Here is a 21499-nt window from a genome sequence, read left to right on the forward strand (position 1 = left end):
AACTCACCCCGGAGCCGTTCCACCTCCCCAAGCCTCATACCGAAGAAGATGCCCACCACCAGGCGAGATCACCCGACGTAACGAAGCACTACTAGCCCGTCGCAGGTTCGAGAGGCACGCAGGCCTTGATCCGCTTGCCGATGGGCTCACGTCGCGCTTCGAAGCCCTGGCACAGGATGGTGACGATCTCCAGGCCATGCCCGCCGATCCGGCCCGGATCCGGCGCGCACACCTGCGGCATGGCCGGGTTCGTGTCCCACACCGTGATCTCCAGGGCCGGGCCGGCCAGCTCCACGTTCACGACGCACGGGCCGGGAGCGTACTTGCATACATTGGTCACCAGCTCACTGGCGACCAACTCGGCCGCGCCAGCCGCCGGTGAGGGAACTTTGATCCGGTGTTCCCGGCGCAGGCGGGTCAAGAAGCCGACGACGAACCGGCGGACGTCACCGATCGACTCAAGATTCCCCTCGTACGCCACACCCGCCCAGGCAACCGGAACTTCCCGATCCTCAAGTGTCATCAATGTCTTCCCCTGGGCTCCGCGGTTCTCTCCGACGAACGCGAGTGCGTCTACCCTCGCTTCGCCACAGCATCCCCGCAAACAGCGCGTCGCCGGGTCATTCGTTATAAGGAGCGCTCCACCGCGGCTCACTGCCGGCCTCTTGGACGAAGCCCGGCACCGTCGCTCCCGCCGGCGCGCTGAGCGTGGGCCTGGGAACAGGTCTTCGTTGAACCGAGCGGGCAGCAGGAGGAGTGCTTCGGTGTCCGCCCGTTGGGCCAGTCGCTCAAGCAGCAGCGCAACACGCCCCCAGGGGCCGCGCAGCCTGCATTTACGCAGGTCAGACCGCAACACTGTTGGGCCTCCTGTTGCACCCGGTGTCGCGTGGGTCCGTCCTCCGGCGGCGGGCGTGACGCCCTCGCTAAACGGGGGCACGCCCTCCGCCGTGACGTTCACGCGCAGCCGCGTGAATCAGTGACCGCCTTCGGTGATCCGGCGCCGTCTCGCCGCTGGTCCGGCCACCAGCCGCATAAGGTGACGGACGTGATTCCGCTGCCTCCGCACCGCATGCAGGGCCCCGGCGCCCTGGGTGCCACACCCGAGCAGCCCGACGGCCCGTTCGGCCGCTGGCCGGACCCGTACGCCGATGAGGACGACGAAGCCCTCGTACCCGGCATCACCCTGCCCGCTGCCCGTGACGGGAGCACGCGGTGAGCAGCACCCTGTGGCGGCGCGTCCTGACCGCGCTCGCGGACGAAAGCCTCGATGACGCCGAACGCGAACGCATCCTCGCCCTGGGCGCCGCCCACCTGGTTCGCACCCGCTGCAAACAGGAACACGAGCCGACCGTCGAGGACGTGATGACCGCGGCTTTCCACGAATTCGCCCTATTGCTGGACGCCGACACCGCACGCGCCGCCCTGCGGGAAGCGGCCCGCCGTGGGTAACCCGGAACGCCCCGGTCGCGTTGAGCCCCGTGTGACGACCACGACGATGCGCCTCGCTCCCGCCATCGGCGTGCAGCGACGCGGACACGGCGACGAAACGGTTCACCGGCCCGACCTGGAGCCGATCTTCACCGAACTCGCCCGCCGGTGGGAAAGCGACGGACGGCTCGTCCCCGGCCAGCCGGATGAGGAGTGGACGATCCTCGCCCGCCAATACCCCTGGCCGAGGCTCTGACCGCACAGTGCGGGCACAGCCCCCAGCGCCAACCGCACTGACAGGAAGGGGTGGGTGAACGAGCTCAAGGAGCACCTGGCCCAGACCGTAGTCCGTTACGAACGCGGCCAGTGACGCCTTCTGCTCTGATGCGCCAGTCCGACGGCGGTGAACACCGTGACGTCGTAGTTCACGCCGCTCCTTCGCCGAACACGCAACGCACCTGGTAGGGGAAGAACTCCGGCAGGACCGGTCAGCGGGCGAGGCCGGGGTGTGCGCGGGCGCGGAGTGGGGCCGCGATGGCCCTGGCGAGGTCCAGATCGGCTGGTGATCGGGGTGGTGCGCGGGTGGCGCGCCTTGGCGGCCAAACCTGATCGATCTGTGATCTAGCTCACACGTTCGGAAAACAGTGCAGGTCATGGGCACTGTCCGTAACCGGATCAGTACGTTCCACAGAGAACGTGAGTCCCGGAAGTAACCCTAATGGCGCCTCCTCTCGGTGAGTAAGGGTGAGGACACGCTGTGTTCTGCCCGGGCCCGCAGCGTCGCGACCCCGGGCTCCAACTGCTTGATGAAGGAGGCTTCGTGGAGCTCCACTGGGCCTGGTACGCGCTGGCGTTGGTCGGCGTCTACCGGATGATCGCGGTGTGCTTCGAAGCCGTGGTGCGGCGAACGGTCCATATCGCTCGGCAGTCGGCCGCCGAGTCCAAGACCCGTCCCGAGCGGTCGGCCACCCAGTCGAACGGCGCGCCGTTCGAGCGGGGATTGCCGCCGGGGACCGCCCCGGGGGAGGGGTGGGGGCAGCTGTGAACGATTCCTTCGGCCAGGGGTACGACCTGATCGAACCCGACCCGGAGCGGGCTGTCCTGTCCGTCTCCTTCGAGGCCTTCTTCCGACAGCACAAGGACAAGTTCTTCCGCATAGCGCTCAACCGGCTCGTGGACCCACGCGATGCCGACGAAGCTCTCAGCGACGCCGCGCTGGTCATGCACAAGAAGTGGGAGCGGATCCTGGCCCATGCGAACCCGATGGCCATGGCGCTGCGCATTCTCGACCACAAGATCATCGACTTCTACCGGGCCCGTGCCCGCCACGCCGGACGCGAGCAGGCACTCACCGAACGACCGGACGCCTCGTACCTGATGGACCTGCGCGAGCAGGACCGCCTCGACCGCGCTCTCGAGGCGCTGCGGAAGATCTCGCCGCAGCAGGCGCAGTGCTGGGAGATGCACAAGCTCCTCGGCGAGTCCTACAGCGACATCGCCGAGCACCTCGGCATCAGCTACGGCGCGGCCAAGACGAGCGCCTCCCGAGGACAGAGGAAGCTCAAGGCGCTTCTGGCCGAGCTCATGGACACGGAGAAAGGGGACTCCTGATGCTGGAAGACCTTCTCAACAAGCAGGTGAAGTACCTGCGAGAACAGGCGGACCGGCACGACACCGACGACTTCATGGACCGGCTAGCCGAACGCATCGCCAGGGACGCGCGGCGCCCCGCCCGCGTCGCCTACGGCACCCCGGACGCCGTCCAGAGGCCGAGTGCGGAACTGCCCGACGCCGAGAAGGCGACGCCACCGGTCAGCCAGCTCCCGCCTCCCGCCCAGCGCCCAGGCTTCACCACCGCGCACCCGCGCGGTTCGACCCGCCCGGGGGCCCGCCGCGAGATGCGCAGACGCCCCACTCCGATCATCCAGGCCGACCCCCGCGCCTCCCAGTTCGCCGTCCTCGCCTACGTGCAGCTCCTGTGCGAGAACGTGCTGCGCTCCAACGACATCGACGCACTGGCCGACTTCGCCGCCGACTACGACGAGACCGGAGCCCGAACATTCGCCTGCCTGCTCTACAGCCTCGACCGGCGCGAGAGCGCCCTGTACTGGTGGCGTTTCGCCGCCGGTGCCGGCGACCCGCTGGCCGCGCACCTGCTGGCCGCACACCACGCCGCAGTCGGGCAGAGCCCCGACGCCCGGCTCTGGCGCGCGAGCGCGCAGATGCTCGGCTTCACTGACAAGCACCTGCCCCACCCGGTTCGGCACACCACCGAGATCGCTGAAGGATTCGCCCGCGAGATGCCCTGGGACACCGAGATGCGTGTCTTCATGCGGTCCTCGCGACTGCCCGAGGAGCTCGTCGCGCGCTGATATAGGGGACCTGGTGGTGAGCCACGCAGGCCCACCACCAGGCCACGCTGCCCCGGCGTGCTCGTTCAGAGGACATCAGGACCTCGACCGGCCCGCTCGCCGAGAACCCGCTTAGTTTCGGGACGAGTTCGGGATCGACAGTGTCGTGACAACGAGACGCCGATCGGCCCGGCCCTCGCCGAACTCAACGGCCGCTCCCTGTCCCCAATGCAGCCCTCGACGTGGTGACGGACGAGGACTACCACTGGGTCTGACTGGCCGATCCCGAAGCACACCGGAGCTCAGGCATGGGGGAGCGCCCGCTACTGCCCTACATGGTCCCGGTCGTGGACCCGGCGGATCAGATCTTCTGACCCTCACGAGTCGGTGCCCGCCCGGGCAGCACGCGGGACGGGCGCAGTGCATATACCTGGGGTTCTTTCATGCACGCCCCTGTTGCGCACCAGGCGCCGGTGGCAGGCTGTGCGCACGCGGTCCTCGCGACCACCCCCCGGAGAGGGACCGTGCCCTGGCCCCGCCTGTCCCGAGCTGGCGGGGCCGCGCCGCCCCTCCCGGCTCCCCACGGGAGGGATCAGGCGTGTGCCCCGACCTCACTGTCAGCCCCGGCTCGTACCGTCGTGAGCGTGGGCCAGGCCCTGCCGGCCACCGGACCACGGGAGAGACGCGCACCGGCTGGGCATGGCGGTGCAGGTCTGCACCGCCCGCTACATCGGCCGGTTCCTGGGCGACGATCCGTTGGCCGTGAACGAGGCACTGACTCGCTCGCGCCTCTCGCACGTCGACCAGAACTACCTGCGCGCCGACACCATCGCCGCGGCGAACGCCGCGCTGATCGGCGCACAGTCCGCGATCGAGCTGGCCCAGATGTGGGGCGGTGGCCTCCTCGCCTCCGTCGACGGCCTGCGCTTCGTCGTCCCCGTCAAAAGCATCAACACCGGGCCCTCACCCAGGTACTACGGCTACAAACGCGGATCTGCCACGGCGGCCGGGGCCAGATCCGCCAGGCGTACCGCGAGGGCCAGGAGGACCAGCTTGCCGCGCTCGGCCTGGTCCTCAACGCCGTGGTGCTGTGGAACACCCGCTACCTGGACGCTGCGGTGGCCCGGCTTCGCGCTGAGGGCCACGAGATCAAGGACGAGGACGTCGCCCGTCTCTCCCCGCTCAAGGAGCGGCACATCAACTTCCTGGGCCGCTACCTGTTCAACATCAAAGCCAGCGGCCCCGGCCAGGGCCTGCGCCCCTTCCGCGACCCGAACACGTCCGAAGACGGTGACGAGGAGGAGTAGCCCCGGTCAGTCCGTCTCGAAGGCGTCCTTCCGCAGGTGCGCGGTGAGGATCTCCGCGATTGGTATCGGGGGCGTCCTTGAATGGCGACGTGGTCGACGCCGTTGATCGATCGTGGCGTCCAGAGGCACCGCCCTTGTCATGCAGGCACCCTGCTTCCTCGCCGGCCTGGTGGCGTCTTCCGCCGGGGGCCGCCAGGCCCACTGCTCGGGCGTGAAGAAGAGCTTGCCGTGCTGGGGAGTCCTCGGCCCCCAATGGAGTGAGACGCGGGCGCGGGGGACCCCATGTCGCCCGGAGGCGGGAAGCCATCAACCGCCAAGAGACCGCGCGACAAGGAATGGAGAAGCCCCCATGGGTGATCCGATTAGTGACCTGGCAGACGCCGCAGTAGAGGCACCCCAATCGGCGATCGACACGCTCACCGCAAGCGATGACCCGAAGACGGTCAAACTGGGCAACGCAGTGGCGACGGTCAGGAAAGCTCACGGTGCCTTCCTGCTGACTGACGACGCCGACGACGACTAGCCTCTCGATCTTTCGCGGCGGAATGAATGAGCTGACCCGCATTCAAGGGTTGGCACACGAAGAGCCGGGGCCCCGCAAGGTACCCCGGCCCTTCGTGCACCTGCTACTCCTCAAGCAGCGGACCGCTCCGGCCACCAACCTCCTGCGCGGGCCCGCTCCCACGATCGGCGCCATCGCGGCACAGGTCGGCTTCTCCAGCACCTGCGCCCTTAGCGTCGCGGTCAACAACGTACGCGGCACCAGCCCGAGCAAGTACCGCACAGCCGAGGCGCAGATCGGGGACTGACCACACATCCCAAGAGCCATAAGCACGGCGTGACCACCATCGCGAACGGCGGTTCCCACAAACGGTCGTTTGTGAGAACCCAGCACCGCACGCGGCACCGAGGCTTAACGGCGCGGGCCAGCCTCATGGCGAGCAACCCATGCGGCGTGGCTGGCGCCCGCAGCGGCCCGCCCGGGTGCGCCTACGGCTTGTACAAGATGTGGGTGAACTGCTCGTCGACAGTCTGGTTCGGGGCGACCTCATGAAAGAGCTCACCCAGCTCCTGCCCCGTGTACTGGACAGCTTCCCCCACAGCGCCGATCGGGTTCCAGTTCCCGCCACCGCCGTGATCGTACAGCTGCACGGTGGCGTCGCTGTTGTTGGTGACGGAGGAACCCTGAACAGACCACATCTGATTCGGCTCCGGGTCCTCGATCAGACGCTCGTTGCCATCCGCGTCGCGGACGGTGATGTTGAATCCCATGTAATCCTCCTGCGTGTACCCCATGTGGCCGACTCGGCAGCGCCGCACACTGGCCCGATCGAACGGGTGAGCACGCTATGCAAGAGGCAACTGACCCCTCTTGAGACTGGCGCCGTGCGATGCCACACAAGACGGCTCCGGCCGGGGTCCGACGGTCACACCGAGGCCAACGGGCGGCCTTGCCCGCCGCAGGCCAGGTGGATCTTAGTACTCTGCCCAGGGCCAGATTCACGCCACGTCACAACTTCGGACAGCAACGCCGGTTCCCTGTTCGGATTACTACCCGGACCCCAGAGGCCAGCGCCGGCCCCGGGTTCCGCTCGTCATCCATCTGGTCCAGCTCCCGGCGCGGAGGCCCGCCGCAGGCGTAAGCATCGAAGAAGGCATTACCGCCTGATCCCGAGGAGATCCCCCAGTGACTGTTGTCGCCGACGCAAGCATGAGCGAGGAGCGGCGCGAGCTCCTCTCCGAAGAGGCCGAAGTCTGGCTCAAGGCGTTCACCGCCCACCCGGCCACGGAGGCCAGAGGCGGCGACGAAGACGAGGGCAGTGACGAAAACGGCGGTGAGAACGAGGACGACGCCCCGCCCGAGGACGACCCGGACTCCGACAGCAACACCAACCCCTTCAACCCCTGACCCGACCAATCACCCGCCGGGCTGATCGTGGCACAAGTGTTGGAGATCGGCGGAGCACTCGTCAGCGCGGCCGTCGGCGGCTGAGCTCGGACCGGCTGGCGCGGGGGCGGTGAGGATGGCGTCGATGAGGCCGTAGTCCTTGGCTTCGGCGGGGGAGAACCATCGGTCCTGTGCGAAGTCACGGATGACCTGGTGGGTTTCGCGCAGTGTGTGCCGGGAGATGAGGTGGGTGATCCTCTGCTGGGTATAACGCAGCTCCTTGGGGCGGTTTCCCGGGCTGTGGGGGGAGGCGGTTTCGGTGAAGGCCGGCAGGTGCAGCATCATTCTTGTGTTCGGCAGGGCGAACCGTTTGCCTGGAGTCCCGGCGGTCAGGAGGAGCTGGGCCATGGAGGCGCAGAACCCCAGGCCGATAGTGGTGATGTCGTTGCCGATGTGCTGCATGGTGTCGTAGATCGCCAAGCCGGCCGTCACCAGTCCGCCCGGTGAGTTGATGTAGAGCGTGATGTCGTCGTCCGACTCGGCACCCAGGAGCAGCAGCTGAGGGATGACACGGTCGGCTGTCTCGCTGTTGATGGACCGGCCGATGCAGAGGGTCCGGTGACGCAGCAACCGCTCCACGACGCAACCCGCGGAGAGAGGCTCGCAGGTTGCGGCGGCCTGGGACATGGACGGCATGCCGATCCTCCTTCCTCCGGCAGGCCTCAACCCGCCCGACTTGCTGCTGCTGAGCACAACGTGCCCTTCTGGGCCGGTGAGATATCGGGCCGCCGCTGTCGGTGCCTCTGCGGTGGGCACGAAGCGCCGAGCGGGCTCGCAACGAAGGCCGCCGACGGGCGCGCTGCCGTGGAAGAGCAGCTGCGGCCGCCGGGGGCCCTCGGTGCTGCCGGTCGGTCGGCTTGCCCGCGGCGTGTGACACCACGGGCTGGGGCGCCTCAAGACGGCTGGGCCGGTGTGCGACAGCGCGTCGGCGGGCGGTTCATCTGCCCAGACTGCGGCAGGTCGGGACGCGTCCGACGGTGGCTGCCTCAACAGGCCGCCGCCCTCGCCGGCCTCATCCGGCGCGACCGGTGGGTGACCACCCTAGTTCTGGGCGTCGCGGGAGGCGTCGTAGCCACTGTCGTACTGGCCCGGCTTACGGTCGTTGCCGCCACCACCGCCGAAGACGCTTGCCAACGCTTCAGAGGCATGTTTGACCATGATTTCCTGGGCCAAGAACATGCCCATGGCGATCTCCGGCGTCTCCGCCTCCCACACACCGAAGGGCTTGGTGGCCCCACCGAGGGTGTCTTCGGCGGCCCCGCCGGCCTTCTGCGCTCCGCCGACCATCGCCTTCAGCTCCTGCGGCATCAGCGACGTGATGCAGCGCTCGATATCGACGCCCTGCCCGTTGGGCTGCGGGTCCTGCGCGATCTTGGTCAGGGCCTGCCTGATCTTGCTGTCGGAGTTTTCCCTGAGCGCCCGGACCAGCTCTTCCAGCTGGGCCAGACCCCCGGTGGTGACTGTGGTCATGCCGTACCTCTTTCGTGGGTGGGACACAACGAGCTGCCGGACATACCTGCGTGTCCGGCAGTACAGCCCTTCCACTGGAGATGCGGCGTCGACCATGCTGCACCCGATTGGTAGGTGGAACAGCAGGAGCGTTAGGGGGCACGCCGTCTTCCGACGCTCACCGGGGCCGGGCCCCGGGCGGAGATCCTCCCGCTGCTGCGCGCGGCCGCCGACCGGGCCTTGCTCGGTTTCACGCCCGCCGACCTTCAGGAGCAGGTGGAGGCGATCAGCAGCGGCCGCCCGTACACCCTGCGTGTCGTGGTCACGGGCCGCTGACCAGCGGCGGAAGGTGTGCGATCACGACGACGGTCTGCATAGCCTGAGAGTCCGTCCCCAGGGGGGTGCCTGGGAGGTCGCATGCCACGCCCCATCTGGTCCGGAGCTGTCAGCTTCGGCCTGGTCACCGTGCCGATCAAGCTGGAGCCGGCCACTGAATCGCACGCCGTCGACTTCCGGCAGATCCACAGCAAGGACGGCGGCCGGATCTGGTACCGCAAGGTGTGCGGCATCGACGGCAAGGAGCTGCGGCAGGACGAGATCGGTAAGGGGTTCGAGTACGGCGACGAGATCATCCCGATCACCGACGAGGATCTCGCGACCATGCCGCTGCCGACGGCGAAGGCCATCGACATCGTGGCCTTCGTCCCGTGGGACTCCATCGACCGACGGCACATCGGTGAGGCCTCCTACTATTTGAGCGCCGACGGCCAAGTCGCGGCCAAGCCGTACACCCTTCTTCGTCAGGCGCTGGGCCGGAACGAGAAGGTGGCGGGGATCGCCCTGATGGAGGCCCTGAGCGTGGACCGCTTGGACGACGTGGAGCTCGTGGACCACTACCGCGACGCGCTGGTGGAGGTCATCGAGGCGAAGGCGGAGCAGCGTGAGGTCCGGCCGGTGGAGGGCGAGGAGGAGGCGCCGTCGGGCCGTGTCGTCGACCTGATGGCCGCGCTCCAGGAGTCGGTGGCGAAGGCGAAGGAGTCTCGCGGCGAGACCGCAGGGGGCGACGCCACCGTCCACGAGATGCCAAAGTCCAAGAAGCAGGCCGCGGCCAAGAAGACGCCGGCGAAGAAGACGGCCGTCAAGATGACCACGGCGAAGAAGACCGCCCGGAAGCGGGCGTCCTGAGAAGATCGCGTCTTCGGGCTGGCCACGAGCAGCTACGCCGCCCCACCGGCCACGACTGCTCAGTCCAGGATGCCGAGGTCGGAGTCGGGCCGACAGATCTCGCAGGCTCGTATCCCGCCGGCCGTGAGCGCGTGGCGGGCCTCGTCGCGGCTGATCGGCTTGGTGTGGGTGCCTGCCATGCGGCAGTCGCCGATGTGGATGCTGTCCACGACCGGGCGGCCGCCGACGCGCAGGTAGGACGAGACCCAGCCAGGGCCGGTCGGCAGAACTCGGACCGGGCGCATTGCGGCCTCGCGCGTCTCGACCTCGGCGATCCGGGTCCGCGGTCCAGGACACCACGAGCCACGTCTCCAGGGTCCGCAGGCGCGGCAGGTCGGGAGGCAGCTCGGACACCGGGGATCACGCCCCGGCGTGGGCGCGCTTGGGCTTTTGCAGCTCGGCCACCTCGGCCTGATGGGTCTGGCACAGCGGTGAGCCACCGACCCCGTAGCGGTGGCAGGGGGCCAGGCAGCGGGCGCAACGGCCGAGGAGGTGCGGCGGGCACATGTTCGCGGGCAAATTGCGTGGCGCGGGGACGGGGCTGGTCATGGCGCTCTTCCTCGGGTCGGGCCGGGCGCAGAGTAGAACTCGCGTCTGTCGATCTGGTGCGGCACAGCGTGCCCAGGTATTCGAACACATGCTCTACTGAAAAGTATGAGGCACGACCCCTTCCCTGACGACCTCGTCGCCGCCCAGCGATCCTGGGCCGCGACCTACGAGGAGCTCGCCCGCCCCGGCACCACGCGCTCGACCGTGCTGCGCCGCCGGCTCATACGGCTGTCGGGACAGGTGTACTTCCACCCCTCCTGGGACCAGCCGCGCCCGGGTGCCGGGCGGCCGGAGCTCGCGCAGCTGATTCGTGCCGAGCGCGATCACGTGGGCGGCGCGGCATGAGCGCGGCGCCGACACACACCCTGTGGCATGTGCGGTGCCGACCGGACACGTCGCCGGAGGATCACCGCCGCGTCCTGGAGCTGCTTGCCGGGTTCACGCCCCAGGTGCAGCCGCTCCCGCCGCTCGCCGCGCTCGCACAGGTGAAGGGATCGCTCAGGTTCTTCAGCGTGGACGCCGGTGAACTCGCCCGGCGCTTCAGGGTGCAGGGCCTAATCCAGGTCGGCGTCGACACCCACATCAGCGTGGCCGACACCTGGGCCACCGCCGCCACCGCATCCGCGCGGGTCGGCCCGTCCGGCGTGCTGCACCTGCCCGACCACCGCGCGGTCGACAGCTTCCTCGGCCCACTCCCGATCCAGGCCCTGCACGGCATCGGGCCCGCCCAGGCCCGGCAGCTAGAGGCCTACGGGCTGCACACGATCGCCGCGCTCGCCGCGATGCCCGAGCCGGTCGTGTGCCGGATCCTCGGCGGCAAGGCAGGCCGGACCCTCCTCGACCGGGCCCGCGGCATCGACCCGAGGGCCGTTGCCGTCCACCGCATGCCGGAATCAACCAGCGCGAGCTTCGCCTTCGACCGCGACATGTACGACCCCGTCCTCGTCCGCGCCGCGCTCCTCGACCTCGCCGTCACCCTCGCCGGCCGGATCCGAAGCCGCGCACAGATCGCCCGCGGCCTCACCCTCACGGTCCGGCTCGCTGGAGGCGCCACCGCACAGCGCACCAAACGCCTGCCCATACCCTCGGCCCACACCGACGACCTGCGCACGGGCACCCTCCGGCTCCTGGACTCCATGGCGTTCCAGCGGGCACGGATCCGGCGCCTGACCCTCATCGCCGAAGACCTCCGACCGGTCGAGGAGGGCCCGGGCACCCAGCTCTCGCTGGACCGGGCCCGCGAGATGCGGCTCCGGCTGGAACCCGTGATGGATGAGCTCAACGCCCGGTACGGGCACCGGGTCGCCGGGCCGGCGGCCGCCTACCGGCGGGCGAGCTGAGACCCGGAACGACGAAGCCCCGGACGTTGCGGCGGGCCGGCTGGTGGCGGTGATGAGCTGGCGGGTGTGCTGGTGCCGGCCCTCCCCCGGCGGGGCCGGGGCCCTGGTCGTCGCCGTCCTCCTGGCCGTCGCCGTCGCCGTCGCCGTCGCCGCCGTCGCGGTCGGCATCGGGGTACCAAGGGGGGCGTCCGCCAGGTCGGCGTGGACACGGCTTTCTCCTTGGCAGGACGGCTCGAAGGGGGGTGCCCGTAGCCGCACGCGGACGCCATAGGGGTTGGCTGACGGGCAGCCAGACGCTAGCGGCGTACCGCTGCGCCCCGCCGCCGATCACGCCGGCGGGACGCAGGAACGATCCCCCTCACCAGGACGGCCCTCGTCTTCGTCGTCGCCGGTCTCGCCAGCAGACGGGGTGGTGCCGATTACCCGGTTCATGGCGGCGCGCCAACGATGCGGGGCTTCCTTCGGGCGCGGTCGACGTCGGCTGGCCAACGATCACTGAGCCCGTCGGGCCGCGACTTCATACATCGCTATAAGTAGCCCCTTCGTCACGGTGTGCATATGTTGTAGTCAAGTGCGCTGCCCGGCCCCGCTCATCAGGCGGATGTGGTCCTTCCAGACCAATTCGAGGTGCCGCACACCGCTACGGCTGACGGTCCCCGAGCCCGAAGGAAGCGACGTGCCGCTTCACGAACACAGCGAAGGCTGGACGATTACCGCAGAGCAAAGCGTGACCTACGAGGTCCGGGTTCACCCCCGCATTCTCGATGTTCCGCAGCCATCCGCGGTCATGGACGATGGTCGACTACCGCCCAGGCGCCTTGCTGTGGTCGATGCCCAGGTCTGGGCGCTTTATGGCGACCGTATCGACGCGTGGCTGGCTCGCTTCGATGCGCCCTACCGGGTGCTGACTGTCACGGCGGGCGAGACCCGAAAAACGCGGGCGAGCGTGGACGAGATTCAGCGCATGGCCATCGACATGGGACTGAGCCGCCGTGACGAGCTGGTGGGCATCGGTGGTGGCTTCACGATCGACCTGGTCGGCTTGGCCGCCTCCGAGCTCCGCTGCGGCACGCCGTACACGCTCATCCCGACGACGGTGGTCGGCCTGGTTGATGCCAGCGTCGGGCCCAAGCGTGTCATCAATCAGTTGGGCCGAAAGAACCTTCTGGGCACGTACCACCCCGCCCGCCTGATCGTTCTGGATACAACCTTCCTTGGGACCCTGGATGCTCGGGGCCTGGCAGCTGGCCTGGCGGAAGTCAAGAAGGTCGGGGAAATGGTTGACCCTGGCCTGGTCAACCTCCTCGACCGTCATGGCGCCGACCTGATCACCAGTGCATTCACCCATCCGGCTTCGACCGAGGTGGTGCAACGCGCCGTGCGAAGCCATCTCGAGCATTTCGCCGAGGATCTGCGCGAGCGGGAGCTTCGGCGGTGGCCCAGCTACGGACACACCGTTTCCCCGGCCTTGGAGATGGAGACGAGGGGGGCTGTCCTCCACGGCGAGGCCGTCAACATCTGCTCCCTTCTGAGCAGCGTCCTGGCTGCTCGGCGTGGTCACGTGGACGCGGAGTATCCGACGCGCATGGCGCGTCTCAGCCGTCGTCTGCGGCTTCCTCTGCATCATGAACTGCTCCATGAGCCGGCGTTCCTCGAGCAGGCACTCGGCGGTGTGATTCTTACCCGCGGCGGGCAGCAGCACTGGCCCGTGCCGTCGACCGACCCGCTTGGTCATGCCTTCATCGAGGACGCCACGCCTGGCGAACTGGTGGCGGCATCCGAGCACCTTCGCGCGCTGGCAAGGGAGCTGACGTGAGCGCACTCCTTAAAGATCGCAAACATATTCTCGCCCTCCAGCACGTCAATGTGCGGGACGAAATTCGACTGCTGGGAGGCGCTGCTCCTGACTCTTCCGTGTACGAGCGTGACGGAATCTTCGCCGCCGTAGTGCCGTCCTTGCCGCATCAGACCATGGTCAACACAGTTACCTATGAACCTGGGGCCTGTCTCCTGGATGGGCTCGACGGACTGACGAAGGCCTACGACGCCGCGGGAGTCTCCTCCTGGAGAGTCTGGGTCCCAGAGCACGATCCAGACACCGGCGCTGCGCTTGAGGCGAAGGGCTACCGCCTCGCAGCCCGTTACCCGTTCATCGTGCTAGACCTTGCTGCGTACGAGCCGCCGGATCTCACGGGTTTCGTCTATGACGCCGAAGGTGACATGGCAACCCTTGGGCGGGTCAACGCGCTGGCATATGAGAACGGACAGGGACTGACAGCGGCACTGCGGACGACACCGCCCGGGCTGGACGTGCACCTCTACCAGGCGCATCACGACGGCCACCCGGCCACCGTGCGTGTTTGTGTGGATCACTTGGTCGACGGCCAGCTCGACAACGGTGCCTATTTCGGGGCAACGGTCCCAGCTGCCCGCGGCAAAGGGCTGGCTCGGATGCTGGGCGCTGCCACCCTGGTCGACGCAAGGGCGAGAGGCTGCGTGACGTCCTCGGCGGTGTCGTCCGCCATGGGCCTACCCGTGTGGACCGCCATGGGCTACCGACCAGTTCTCAACGTGGGCGCGTATGAACCCCGCCCACTGAGGCCCTCCTGAAGTCGCCTGACAACAGGGCCTTGCCCGGCCCACCAGCGTTGTCAGCACCGACGACGGATGACGACGCCCACACCCCGAAGGGACCCCCATGCTACGGCTTGACCACGTTGGGCTCTGCGTGCCCGACCTGAACGCCGCCGTTGCCTGGTACGTCGAGCACTTCAAGTTCCGCGTCCGCTCCACCGAAGTGGTGCCCGCGCATGGCGTCATCCTCGACTCTGGTTCGGCGTACCTGCGACTCTATGAAGCGGCCGACCAGAGCGAGCACGTCCAGCGCAACACCGGCCACAGCGGTACCGGGTGCGTCTCACTGATCGTGAACGATCTCGAGGCAGAGATCGACCGACTGGCCGCCGCCGGAGTGGAGTTCCACCTCCCGGCACTGCGGGGCGAGACCGGTGATCCAGCGCGGCTGCGCTGGGCTGACGGCCGGGATCCGTGGGGAAACAGCATCCAGCTGCGTCAGTATCCGCCGCTACCTGCCAACGACCACGCGATGCGCACCGACGAAGCGCCCAAGCAGTGCGGCACACAGCCAGAGCGAACCCAGGCCCTGATGCGGCGAGCCGGCCGCGTGGTACCTGGCGCGGTCCACTCCGGCCGGCGCCACCTCGATCCGCCGTTCTGCGTCCGCCGCGCCTACGGCGCTTACATCGAAAACCTCGAAGGCCGCCGCTACATCGATTACCACGCCGGTTTCGGCGCCGTCGTCCTCGGCCACGCCGACGCTGACGTCAATGCACAGGTGGCGGAGGCCGCTGCACGCGGCACCCTCTTCGGAGTCGGCACCACGGAGGACGAAGTCAGGCTTGCAGAGAAGATCGTCTCGTACGTGCCCTCCATCGAGCAGGTTCTGTTCTGCAACAGCGGTTCCGAAGCAACACTGCACGCAATCCGACTCGCGCGAGCCGCCACGGGCCGTCAGCTGATCCTGAAGTTCCAAGGGCACTACCACGGCTTCCACGACTTCGTTCTGCGCAACTGCGACAGCACCGCGCAGAACATCGGCCGCCGCGACCCACACTCGCGCGGCATGCTCGACGCAGCCGTGGACGCGACCTTGGTATGCCGCTACAACGACCTTGAAGACGTGAAGGCGGCTCTGAGCGACCATCCCGACCAGGTCGCCGCGATCATCGTCGAGCCCATCGCTCACAACGGCCCGGGAATCCCCCCCGCACCCGGCTTCCTCGAAGGGCTGCGGGATCTCGCCAACCAGCACGGTTGCGTCCTGATCTTCGACGAGGTCATCAGCGGGTTCCGTCACCACCTCGGCGGCTACCAAGCCATCGCCTGCGTGACCCCTGACCTGACGACACTCGGCAAGGCAATCGCCAACGGCTACCCGTTCGCCGCCCTCGGCGGGCGTCGTGCGCTCATGGAGCGGTTCAATACCCGCTCGGGCGGTGACGTGATCCACGCCGGCACCTACAACGCCAACGGCCCCGGGGTCGCCGCTGCGCTCGCCACCATCGCACGCCTGGAGGACGGATCGGCATACGAGCACCTCAACCGGCTCGGTGCCGAAATGCGACAGGGTCTGCTCCGCATCGGCGCGGACCTCGACATCGAAACGACCGTATGCGGGCATGGCTCCCTGTTCGCGCTCTGCTTCATGCGCGGTCCAGTGACCAGCCATGACGACGTCGTGCGAAACGACGATGCCGCGCTGGTCACGTATCGGCGTGAACTCATGCGGCGCGGAGTCTTCCAGTTCCCCCACCCGGGCGGCCTGCGCTGCCACATCAGCGCCAGTCACTCCCTGGCGGACATCCACCGGACCCTTGAGCTGTCTGCAGAAGCGCTCGCCGCAATGACGCGTTGCCGTCCGGCCCTACAGCCCTCCGACACGTAGACCCCCCACCCCCTGAACGCGAGAGGAAGCCCCGATGACCGACCTGGATTACGTGGAACAGTTTCACACCGAAGGATTCGTCTTCCTGCCCGAACTGCTGCCGCACGACCTGCTGAAGAGGATGCAGGCGGAGCTCCCCAAGGTGCTCGACGAGCCCGGTCCACAGCGGTTCCTCGAGGACGACGGAACCACGGTGCGAGCCATCTACGGACTGCACCAGAAAGAGGGCGTTTGGCGGGAGGTGGCAACCGATTCGGTAGTCTCCAAGACAGCCAAGAGCCTCAGCGACCAGGACCTGTACGTCCTCCAGTGGAAGATCAACCCGAAGTCCGCCCAGACCGGGGACCAATGGGAATGGCACCGGGACTTCCCCTTCTGGCAGGCCGAAGACGGCGTCCCGGCGCCGCTGGCGTTCACCGCTGGCATCTTCCTCGACGACATCGACGAGGAGAACGGCCCTCTGCGGCTCGTGCCCGGCAGCCACAAGAGCGCTGCTCTCCAGGAAGAACGGGAAGCCTGGGAACGCCGAGGGATCACCGACCGAGAATCCAACGACTGGTCGTCTCTGGTCTCCAACAACCTGTCGTTCGCCATCTCCGACGATGGGGCTTCGACCTTGTCAGGCGACCGCCAGGCGTTCACGGCGTGTGGGCCTGCGGGCAGCGTGGTCTTCTTCAACAGCAACGTCGTGCACGGATCCCTCCCCAACCGCTCCCAGCGGCCGCGGACGCTCGCGCTGATCAGCTACAACCCGGTCGACAACGCACCGAAGAACTGGCCGACGCCCCGCCCGGCTTACTTCGTCAACCTCGACCCGACTCCTCTGGCCTGACCCCCAGAGCCAGCCGAGCACCCGGAAGGGAAGCACCATGCCCACCCTCGTTCTCGATCACGATGCGATCGCCGACATCATTGATGGCCTGGGCATCGACACACTGATGGATCTGACCATCGAAAACCTGGAGAAGGCGCTTCAGCTCACCTCCCCCACCCCCGAGGACCTGCCGCCGCGAGCCGGTTTCGAACTGCGCGATCCGTCTCGGCTCGGGGTGTTCGAATGGATGCCCTACCGCAGTGCAGACTGCATCACGATGAAGGTCGTCTCCTACGCCCCCGCCAACCCAGCAGGCCGAGGTACGCCCACCATCCTGGCGAGCATCGGCGGCTTCGACTCGGTCACGGGACAACTGCAGGTCCTCTGCGACGGGGTGTTCGCCACCGCGTTGCGCACCGGCGCCGCCTCCGCAGTGGCCTCGCGGCTGCTGTCGGTGGCGGACGCCGCCACACTCGGCGTTATCGGTGCAGGCGCCCAGGCCGTAGCCCAGGTGCACGCACTGAGCCGGGTGCGGCCGCTCACCACCTGCCTCGTCTACGACACCGACCCCTCGGCAGCCCAGTCACTGGCCGCCCGGTGCCCGGTGTCGCACATCGAATTCAAGTATGTTCCCCTGCCCGAACTGACCGAGCAGAGCGACATCGTGTGCACCACTACGTCGGTCGAGCCGGGCGGTGGGCCTGTCTTCCCAGATCAGGCACTACGCCCGCACATCCACGTCAACGCGATCGGCGCCGACCTGCCCGGCAAGACCGAGGTCCCTCTGACCCTGCTGCAACGTGCACTCGTTGTCCCGGACATGATCGAGCAAGCCCGCCGCGAAGGTGAATGCCAACAACTGGACGAGAAAGCCAGCCCCCTGGTCACAGACCTACCTGGACTCGTGCGCAACGCGGAGCTCTACAGCCAGCACTGCCACACCCCGACCGTGTTCGATTCCACCGGCACCGCCCTGGAAGACCACGTCGCCCTCAGCGTCTTGACCCAAGCAGCCGAAGTCTGCGGGGCGGGCATCTACCGCCGTCTTCAGGCTGTGCCGGACGACGCCCTCAACCCGTACTCAATCCGACGGCCCGCGTGAGCCGAGTCAAGGTTCGTCGTGAGCCTTGCACCTTGGTGGGTGACCATCAACTGCTGCCGGCGGCCAACCTGACCTCTCGCGGTTGGCGCTCGGTGTGCTCGCGGCAGCAGCGCTGGCCCCTGCCAGTCCACAGCTCCGGGCCGGGAGGTGCGGAGGGCAGGGCGGGGCAGGGTGTCGGCTGCGACATGGTGATGGCGCCCACGGGGGCAAGCCCTGGCCGCCTCTCGGACCAGTGGGCTGCCGTCCGCGGTAAACTTCATCGACGGACTTGACGGGCTAGCGGCTGGCGTAGTAGCCATTGCCGGGTCCGCACTCTTCCTATACTGCTACCGTCCCTGGTACGGCTACGGAATCGAGGCGGCAGCGTCTGCCACCATGCTCTCAGCAATAACCGTTGGCCTCTGTGTCGGCTTCTTGGGCCACAATGCCCACCCGGCACGCATCTTCATGGGCGATTCAGGTTCTATGTTGCTGGGCTTGCTTCTCGCAGGGGCCTGCGTTTCCTACCTCGGACAGGTAGATCCTGACACGCTCGCGAACCACCTCGGCGGCGAGCGCAGCGCAGTCTACGCATCAACACCGCTGTCCTTGCTGTCCTGCTGCCAGCAGCAATCATTGCGCTCCCCCTCGCCGATCTCGCCATGGCAGTGACACGTCGCACTCTGCGTGGACAGTCCCCATTCGCAGCAGACAAAGAGCACTTCCACCACCGCCTTTTGCGGATTGAGCATACACACCCCAGGGCGGTACTCGTGATGTACTTCTGGTCTGCACTTCTGTCGTTTGGAGTCGTGACCTACTCGGTGCTTCCCGGAATTGGGACAATATCCCTCATCGTTGCACTTGTGGCTAGCGGGATATGGCTGCTAATAGTTCCGCACACTACGGTTCGAAGGTTGTAACTGAGTAGACAATGAGGGCAGCCAAAATTGCGAGCCCGACCAGAAACCCGATAGCCGCAGACCTGTCCGACCGCGCCCTGTGATCTCGATCCTCCTCAAGGTTTTCCCTGTCCTGAATTCGTTCATGGATTTCCGACGCATTGGGATCATCAGCCAGTTCATCGAGCCCACGCCTCAGCAGGCGGGCTAGATCCTCGTCCGTGATCTTCCTTGACGGGTCGGGAACTGATTCATCTGCCATAACCCGCCTCATGCTTTCCTGCCCTGTGACATCCTCGCATGGAGAGGAGTCGTGCAAACCTCGTCCCTTCGTACTCGGTGGGCTCTGGAGGCCCATCCCGACTCCCCTGCCACGAGTCTTTACGGCGCCGGGGGTTATCCCCGCCCCCATCCAGGACAAACTGCGGTTGCTCTCTGAGCAGCATTCAACAACGCGGCAGAACCTCGACTTGACGTGCGATCACCCTGCCACCGAGCTCCTCATCGCCCGGGCCCGGGCGATGCCTCGGCGGCCGGCTGGGACGAGGCGACCATGTCGCTCGGCGACGTACTGCAACTGCGGCGACTGCGGATCCCGAGGAGACTGGCCGGATTGCCGCCGTCTACGCCGCGCGGCTGAAGGATCTCAAGGAGCCGTAGCCCACGGCCCTGCTCGGTACGGGCAGGGGCCAGACGCCCGGGTACGCCCGATCGAGCCGGGCCGGCTGCACCCCGGCGGGCATCAATGAACGGGCGAGGGCGACGATCTCGTCCAGCTCGTCCCGATGCCGGGGGAACACACGGCGCAGGCGTTGGTGGTGGCAGAGAAATGCGACGAGCGCCGATGACGCCCGCCCGGCATTGCCGTCTTCGTGGTGGAGCAGGCGCCGTGCCTGCGGATCACCGGGCCTCAGGATGAGGGCGCGTCCAGCAGCTGCTCCAACCGCACCTCGGTCACGCTGACGCCGTGCGGAGCGCCGAACGCCTCGACCATCACGCCGTAGCCGATGTCGGTGACCTCCAGGGCCAAGTGCTCGGCCCCCACGCGCAGGTCGAGCCTTGCCACGGGCTCGCCATTGAAATCCGGCATACGGTGGATCCGCGTCGCCGGGTGGTTCAGGCATATCAGCTTGATCTGCAGTTCCTCATACGTGGCCGTGTCCGTCCTCGAGCGCGCGGCACGGATAGCAGGCCAGCTCCGCCCGCTGAGCGGGATGCGGGGCGACGGTAGGCACCAGCTGCGGGGCGAAGCTCTCCGACGACCGCTGGGCGGCGCTGCGCGGGGATGGCCCGCTCTGATCAGCTGCAGTCGGCCTGGGTCGACGACTACTGGTGGGGATCGACCCGGTAGGGGCGCATGCCGCGTTTCTGGTAGTTGCCCAGGGCATGGGGGTGGTCCTCGGTGCAAGTGTGCAGCCAGACCCGGCGCGCGGTGGGCGCGTCGAGGGGCTCGGTGGCCCATGCCTGGCGCAGGGCGAGGGTCAGGGCGTAGCCGCCGAGCCCTTTGCCCAGGTATGCGGGGAGCAGACCGAAGGCGGTGATCTCGACGTTGCCGCCGGTCCCGGGCTGGAGGTAGGCGACGCCCGCCGGTGCGTCCTCGAACGTGATCAGCCAGTACTGGCGCTGCGGCCGGGCCGCCAGGTGCTCCTCCCACTGTTCCTCGGTGCGGGCTGCCGCGCCCCAGCCGTGGTTCTCGCCGACGCGTGCCTGGACGCTGCGGACCAGGGGCGAGTCGGTGTCCAGGCGGCGCAGGGCTAGGCCGGGGACGGCCGGGGCCGGGTTCAGGTCTGCGGGGTCGGTCATCTCCAGGTACGTGGTGATCTTCTGCGGGACGCTGTCGTTCATCGCGCTTCCAGGTCGGGTCGGTCGTCGGCGGTGGTGGTGGCGGTGGTGGAGCCGGTCTTGCCGGTCCAGGGTGGTGTGCAGGGCGTCGAGGAAGGCGTCGAAGTGCTCCTCGGAGCGGTGCTTGGCGCAGGTGGTGGCCCCTCTGAGGGGCTGACCGGTGCCGCGAGCTGGATACGCCTCGGTGTCGGTTCACCTCCGCTCGCGCGGAGAGTACGACAGGCCGCGCCGCTTCCGCAGGTTCCACACCGGTTCACCTCCTCTTGCGCGGAGAGGGCGCCGAGTTGGGCGAAGGATCGGGGACGGGACCGCGTCGGTGGTGATGAGGCGGGCGGTGGCGCCGAAGCCGACGATGGCGGGGTCGTTCGGGTGGTCACCGGCTATAGCGGATCAGACAGGGGCGAATCTCGCGCAGACCTGCGTAGAACTCCCAGATCGGTCGGGCGTTCTGAGATGCGAGGCCGGCAGGTGTGCCTCCAGCCGGTCCGGGCCGAGTAAGAGCGGCCCGACCGGCCGTTCGGGCCGCGAACGATGTTGAAGATGTCGAAGTGTCGAATCCGCTTGCCTTGCGGCGCGCCGAGTTCGAGCCGGGTACGGTGCATTTTCGTGCTGGGGCCGCGCCCAGGAGCCAGCTGACTCAGCAGTCGAACGTGAAGTCGCTGCGGCGTCTCACGCCGTGCAGCACCCGGGGAGCTCATGCATGTCGAGGATTCTCGTACGGTAGCCGTTCATCTGTGCGTAGCAGCCGGTGGACAGGCTGCCGAGCCGGGCGCCGGTGATCACCATCGTCTTGCGTGCC

Annotated in this window: 27 protein-coding genes and 2 pseudogenes; 19 read left to right on the forward strand and 10 right to left on the reverse strand. The window is 67.8% G+C overall.

The annotated features are described in order from the left end of the window. Positions 1 to 91 precede the first annotated feature (91 nt). Positions 92 to 523, reverse strand: coding sequence for an ATP-binding protein (locus tag ACF06X_RS34290; protein WP_392291248.1), 432 nt, complete (start codon positions 521 to 523; stop codon positions 92 to 94). 522 nt (positions 524 to 1045) lie between these two features. Here ACF06X_RS34290 and ACF06X_RS34295 point away from each other — a divergent pair. The 9 genes and pseudogenes from ACF06X_RS34295 (at position 1046) to ACF06X_RS34335 (ending at position 5895) form a co-directional block, all read left to right on the forward strand. Beyond that, positions 1046 to 1216 carry a hypothetical protein gene (locus ACF06X_RS34295; RefSeq protein ID WP_392291249.1) on the forward strand — a complete coding sequence of 57 codons (171 nt, stop codon included), beginning with the start codon at positions 1046 to 1048 and terminating at the stop codon, positions 1214 to 1216. Beyond that, on the forward strand, positions 1213 to 1449 hold the full coding sequence (locus ACF06X_RS34300) for a hypothetical protein (RefSeq protein ID WP_392291250.1): 237 nt from the start codon (positions 1213 to 1215) through the stop codon (positions 1447 to 1449). Before ACF06X_RS34295 ends, ACF06X_RS34300 begins: the two co-directional genes overlap by 4 nt. A 31-nt stretch (positions 1450 to 1480) precedes the next feature. Further along, on the forward strand, positions 1481 to 1684 hold the full coding sequence (locus ACF06X_RS34305) for a hypothetical protein (protein WP_392291251.1): 204 nt from the start codon (positions 1481 to 1483) through the stop codon (positions 1682 to 1684). 564 nt (positions 1685 to 2248) lie between these two features. Beyond that, positions 2249 to 2473 (forward strand): hypothetical protein, encoded by a 225-nt coding sequence (locus ACF06X_RS34310; protein WP_392291252.1) that lies wholly within the window; start codon positions 2249 to 2251, stop codon positions 2471 to 2473. Further along, positions 2470 to 3039: an RNA polymerase sigma factor gene (locus ACF06X_RS34315; RefSeq protein WP_392291253.1), complete on the forward strand. Its 570-nt coding sequence runs from the start codon at positions 2470 to 2472 to the stop codon at positions 3037 to 3039. Before ACF06X_RS34310 ends, ACF06X_RS34315 begins: the two co-directional genes overlap by 4 nt. Further along, positions 3039 to 3800, forward strand: a complete 762-nt coding sequence (locus ACF06X_RS34320; protein WP_392291254.1) for a hypothetical protein — start codon at positions 3039 to 3041, stop codon at positions 3798 to 3800. The genes ACF06X_RS34315 and ACF06X_RS34320 overlap by 1 nt, the downstream gene beginning before the upstream one ends. 750 nt (positions 3801 to 4550) lie before the next feature. Then, positions 4551 to 5086, forward strand: a pseudogene (locus ACF06X_RS34325) (Tn3 family transposase); the annotation flags it as partial. A gap of 349 nt (positions 5087 to 5435) precedes the next feature. Further along, on the forward strand, positions 5436 to 5609 hold the full coding sequence (locus ACF06X_RS34330; protein WP_392291255.1) for a hypothetical protein: 174 nt from the start codon (positions 5436 to 5438) through the stop codon (positions 5607 to 5609). Between the two features lie 94 nt (positions 5610 to 5703). Beyond that, complete coding sequence (locus tag ACF06X_RS34335; RefSeq protein ID WP_392291256.1) at positions 5704 to 5895, forward strand: hypothetical protein; 192 nt, start codon at positions 5704 to 5706, stop codon at positions 5893 to 5895. Positions 5896 to 6076: 181 nt separating this feature from the next. Here the strand turns inward: ACF06X_RS34335 and ACF06X_RS34340 are convergent, their stop codons facing one another. Next, a complete protein-coding gene (locus ACF06X_RS34340) occupies positions 6077 to 6358 on the reverse strand; it encodes a hypothetical protein (RefSeq protein ID WP_392291257.1) in 282 nt (93 codons plus the stop codon). Positions 6359 to 6773: 415 nt separating this feature from the next. Here ACF06X_RS34340 and ACF06X_RS34345 point away from each other — a divergent pair, with 415 nt between their 5' ends. After that, complete coding sequence (locus tag ACF06X_RS34345) at positions 6774 to 6995, forward strand: hypothetical protein (RefSeq protein WP_392291258.1); 222 nt, start codon at positions 6774 to 6776, stop codon at positions 6993 to 6995. A gap of 9 nt (positions 6996 to 7004) precedes the next feature. Here the strand turns inward: ACF06X_RS34345 and ACF06X_RS34350 are convergent, their stop codons facing one another. Both ACF06X_RS34350 and ACF06X_RS34355 read right to left on the reverse strand, forming a co-directional pair. Continuing rightward, on the reverse strand, positions 7005 to 7670 hold the full coding sequence (locus tag ACF06X_RS34350) for an ATP-dependent Clp protease proteolytic subunit (RefSeq protein WP_392291259.1): 666 nt from the start codon (positions 7668 to 7670) through the stop codon (positions 7005 to 7007). 405 nt (positions 7671 to 8075) lie between these two features. Then, positions 8076 to 8504: a hypothetical protein gene (locus tag ACF06X_RS34355; RefSeq protein WP_392291260.1), complete on the reverse strand. Its 429-nt coding sequence runs from the start codon at positions 8502 to 8504 to the stop codon at positions 8076 to 8078. Between the two features lie 396 nt (positions 8505 to 8900). Here ACF06X_RS34355 and ACF06X_RS34360 point away from each other — a divergent pair, with 396 nt between their 5' ends. After that, on the forward strand, positions 8901 to 9668 hold the full coding sequence (locus ACF06X_RS34360; RefSeq protein WP_392291261.1) for a Ku protein: 768 nt from the start codon (positions 8901 to 8903) through the stop codon (positions 9666 to 9668). A 59-nt stretch (positions 9669 to 9727) separates the two neighbouring features. On the opposite strand, the gene ACF06X_RS34365 is transcribed toward ACF06X_RS34360, so the two are convergent. Continuing rightward, complete coding sequence (locus ACF06X_RS34365; RefSeq protein ID WP_392291262.1) at positions 9728 to 9952, reverse strand: DUF6233 domain-containing protein; 225 nt, start codon at positions 9950 to 9952, stop codon at positions 9728 to 9730. A 409-nt stretch (positions 9953 to 10361) separates the two neighbouring features. Between ACF06X_RS34365 and ACF06X_RS34370 the strand changes: the two genes are divergently transcribed. The 8 genes from ACF06X_RS34370 (at position 10362) to ACF06X_RS34405 (ending at position 18628) form a co-directional block, all read left to right on the forward strand. Next, positions 10362 to 10601, forward strand: a complete 240-nt coding sequence (locus ACF06X_RS34370) for a hypothetical protein (RefSeq protein WP_392291263.1) — start codon at positions 10362 to 10364, stop codon at positions 10599 to 10601. 29 nt (positions 10602 to 10630) lie between these two features. Then, a complete protein-coding gene (locus tag ACF06X_RS34375) occupies positions 10631 to 11596 on the forward strand; it encodes a hypothetical protein (protein ID WP_392291264.1) in 966 nt (321 codons plus the stop codon). Between the two features lie 676 nt (positions 11597 to 12272). Next, entirely contained in the window at positions 12273 to 13412 is a 1140-nt protein-coding gene (locus ACF06X_RS34380) for a 2-epi-5-epi-valiolone synthase (protein WP_392291265.1), read from the forward strand. Then, positions 13409 to 14206 carry a hypothetical protein gene (locus ACF06X_RS34385; RefSeq protein WP_392291266.1) on the forward strand — a complete coding sequence of 266 codons (798 nt, stop codon included), beginning with the start codon at positions 13409 to 13411 and terminating at the stop codon, positions 14204 to 14206. Before ACF06X_RS34380 ends, ACF06X_RS34385 begins: the two co-directional genes overlap by 4 nt. An 88-nt stretch (positions 14207 to 14294) precedes the next feature. After that, positions 14295 to 16061 (forward strand): aminotransferase class III-fold pyridoxal phosphate-dependent enzyme, encoded by a 1767-nt coding sequence (locus ACF06X_RS34390; protein WP_392291267.1) that lies wholly within the window; start codon positions 14295 to 14297, stop codon positions 16059 to 16061. Positions 16062 to 16095: 34 nt separating this feature from the next. Further along, entirely contained in the window at positions 16096 to 16893 is a 798-nt protein-coding gene (locus ACF06X_RS34395) for a phytanoyl-CoA dioxygenase family protein (RefSeq protein WP_392291268.1), read from the forward strand. Between the two features lie 37 nt (positions 16894 to 16930). Further along, positions 16931 to 17977 (forward strand): ornithine cyclodeaminase family protein, encoded by a 1047-nt coding sequence (locus tag ACF06X_RS34400; RefSeq protein ID WP_392291269.1) that lies wholly within the window; start codon positions 16931 to 16933, stop codon positions 17975 to 17977. 297 nt (positions 17978 to 18274) lie between these two features. Next, positions 18275 to 18628 (forward strand): hypothetical protein, encoded by a 354-nt coding sequence (locus ACF06X_RS34405; RefSeq protein WP_392291291.1) that lies wholly within the window; start codon positions 18275 to 18277, stop codon positions 18626 to 18628. A gap of 231 nt (positions 18629 to 18859) precedes the next feature. Here the strand turns inward: ACF06X_RS34405 and ACF06X_RS34410 are convergent, their stop codons facing one another. The 5 genes and pseudogenes from ACF06X_RS34410 to ACF06X_RS34430 all read right to left on the reverse strand — a co-directional run. After that, positions 18860 to 19120 (reverse strand): hypothetical protein, encoded by a 261-nt coding sequence (locus tag ACF06X_RS34410; RefSeq protein WP_392291270.1) that lies wholly within the window; start codon positions 19118 to 19120, stop codon positions 18860 to 18862. A 361-nt stretch (positions 19121 to 19481) separates the two neighbouring features. Beyond that, positions 19482 to 19658, reverse strand: a complete 177-nt coding sequence (locus ACF06X_RS34415; RefSeq protein WP_392291271.1) for a hypothetical protein — start codon at positions 19656 to 19658, stop codon at positions 19482 to 19484. Positions 19659 to 19768: 110 nt separating this feature from the next. Further along, the gene (locus tag ACF06X_RS34420; RefSeq protein WP_392291272.1) at positions 19769 to 19948 is read right to left on the reverse strand and encodes a hypothetical protein; all 180 of its coding nucleotides are present in this window, start codon (positions 19946 to 19948) and stop codon (positions 19769 to 19771) included. Between the two features lie 236 nt (positions 19949 to 20184). Continuing rightward, positions 20185 to 20703, reverse strand: coding sequence for a GNAT family N-acetyltransferase (locus ACF06X_RS34425; RefSeq protein WP_392291273.1), 519 nt, complete (start codon positions 20701 to 20703; stop codon positions 20185 to 20187). 379 nt (positions 20704 to 21082) lie between these two features. Then, positions 21083 to 21486: pseudogene (locus ACF06X_RS34430) on the reverse strand (NAD(P)-binding protein); the annotation flags it as partial. Positions 21487 to 21499 lie beyond the last annotated feature (13 nt).

It is taken from the genome of Streptomyces sp. NPDC015346, from assembly GCF_043078785.1.
Classification (GTDB): domain Bacteria; phylum Actinomycetota; class Actinomycetes; order Streptomycetales; family Streptomycetaceae; genus Streptomyces.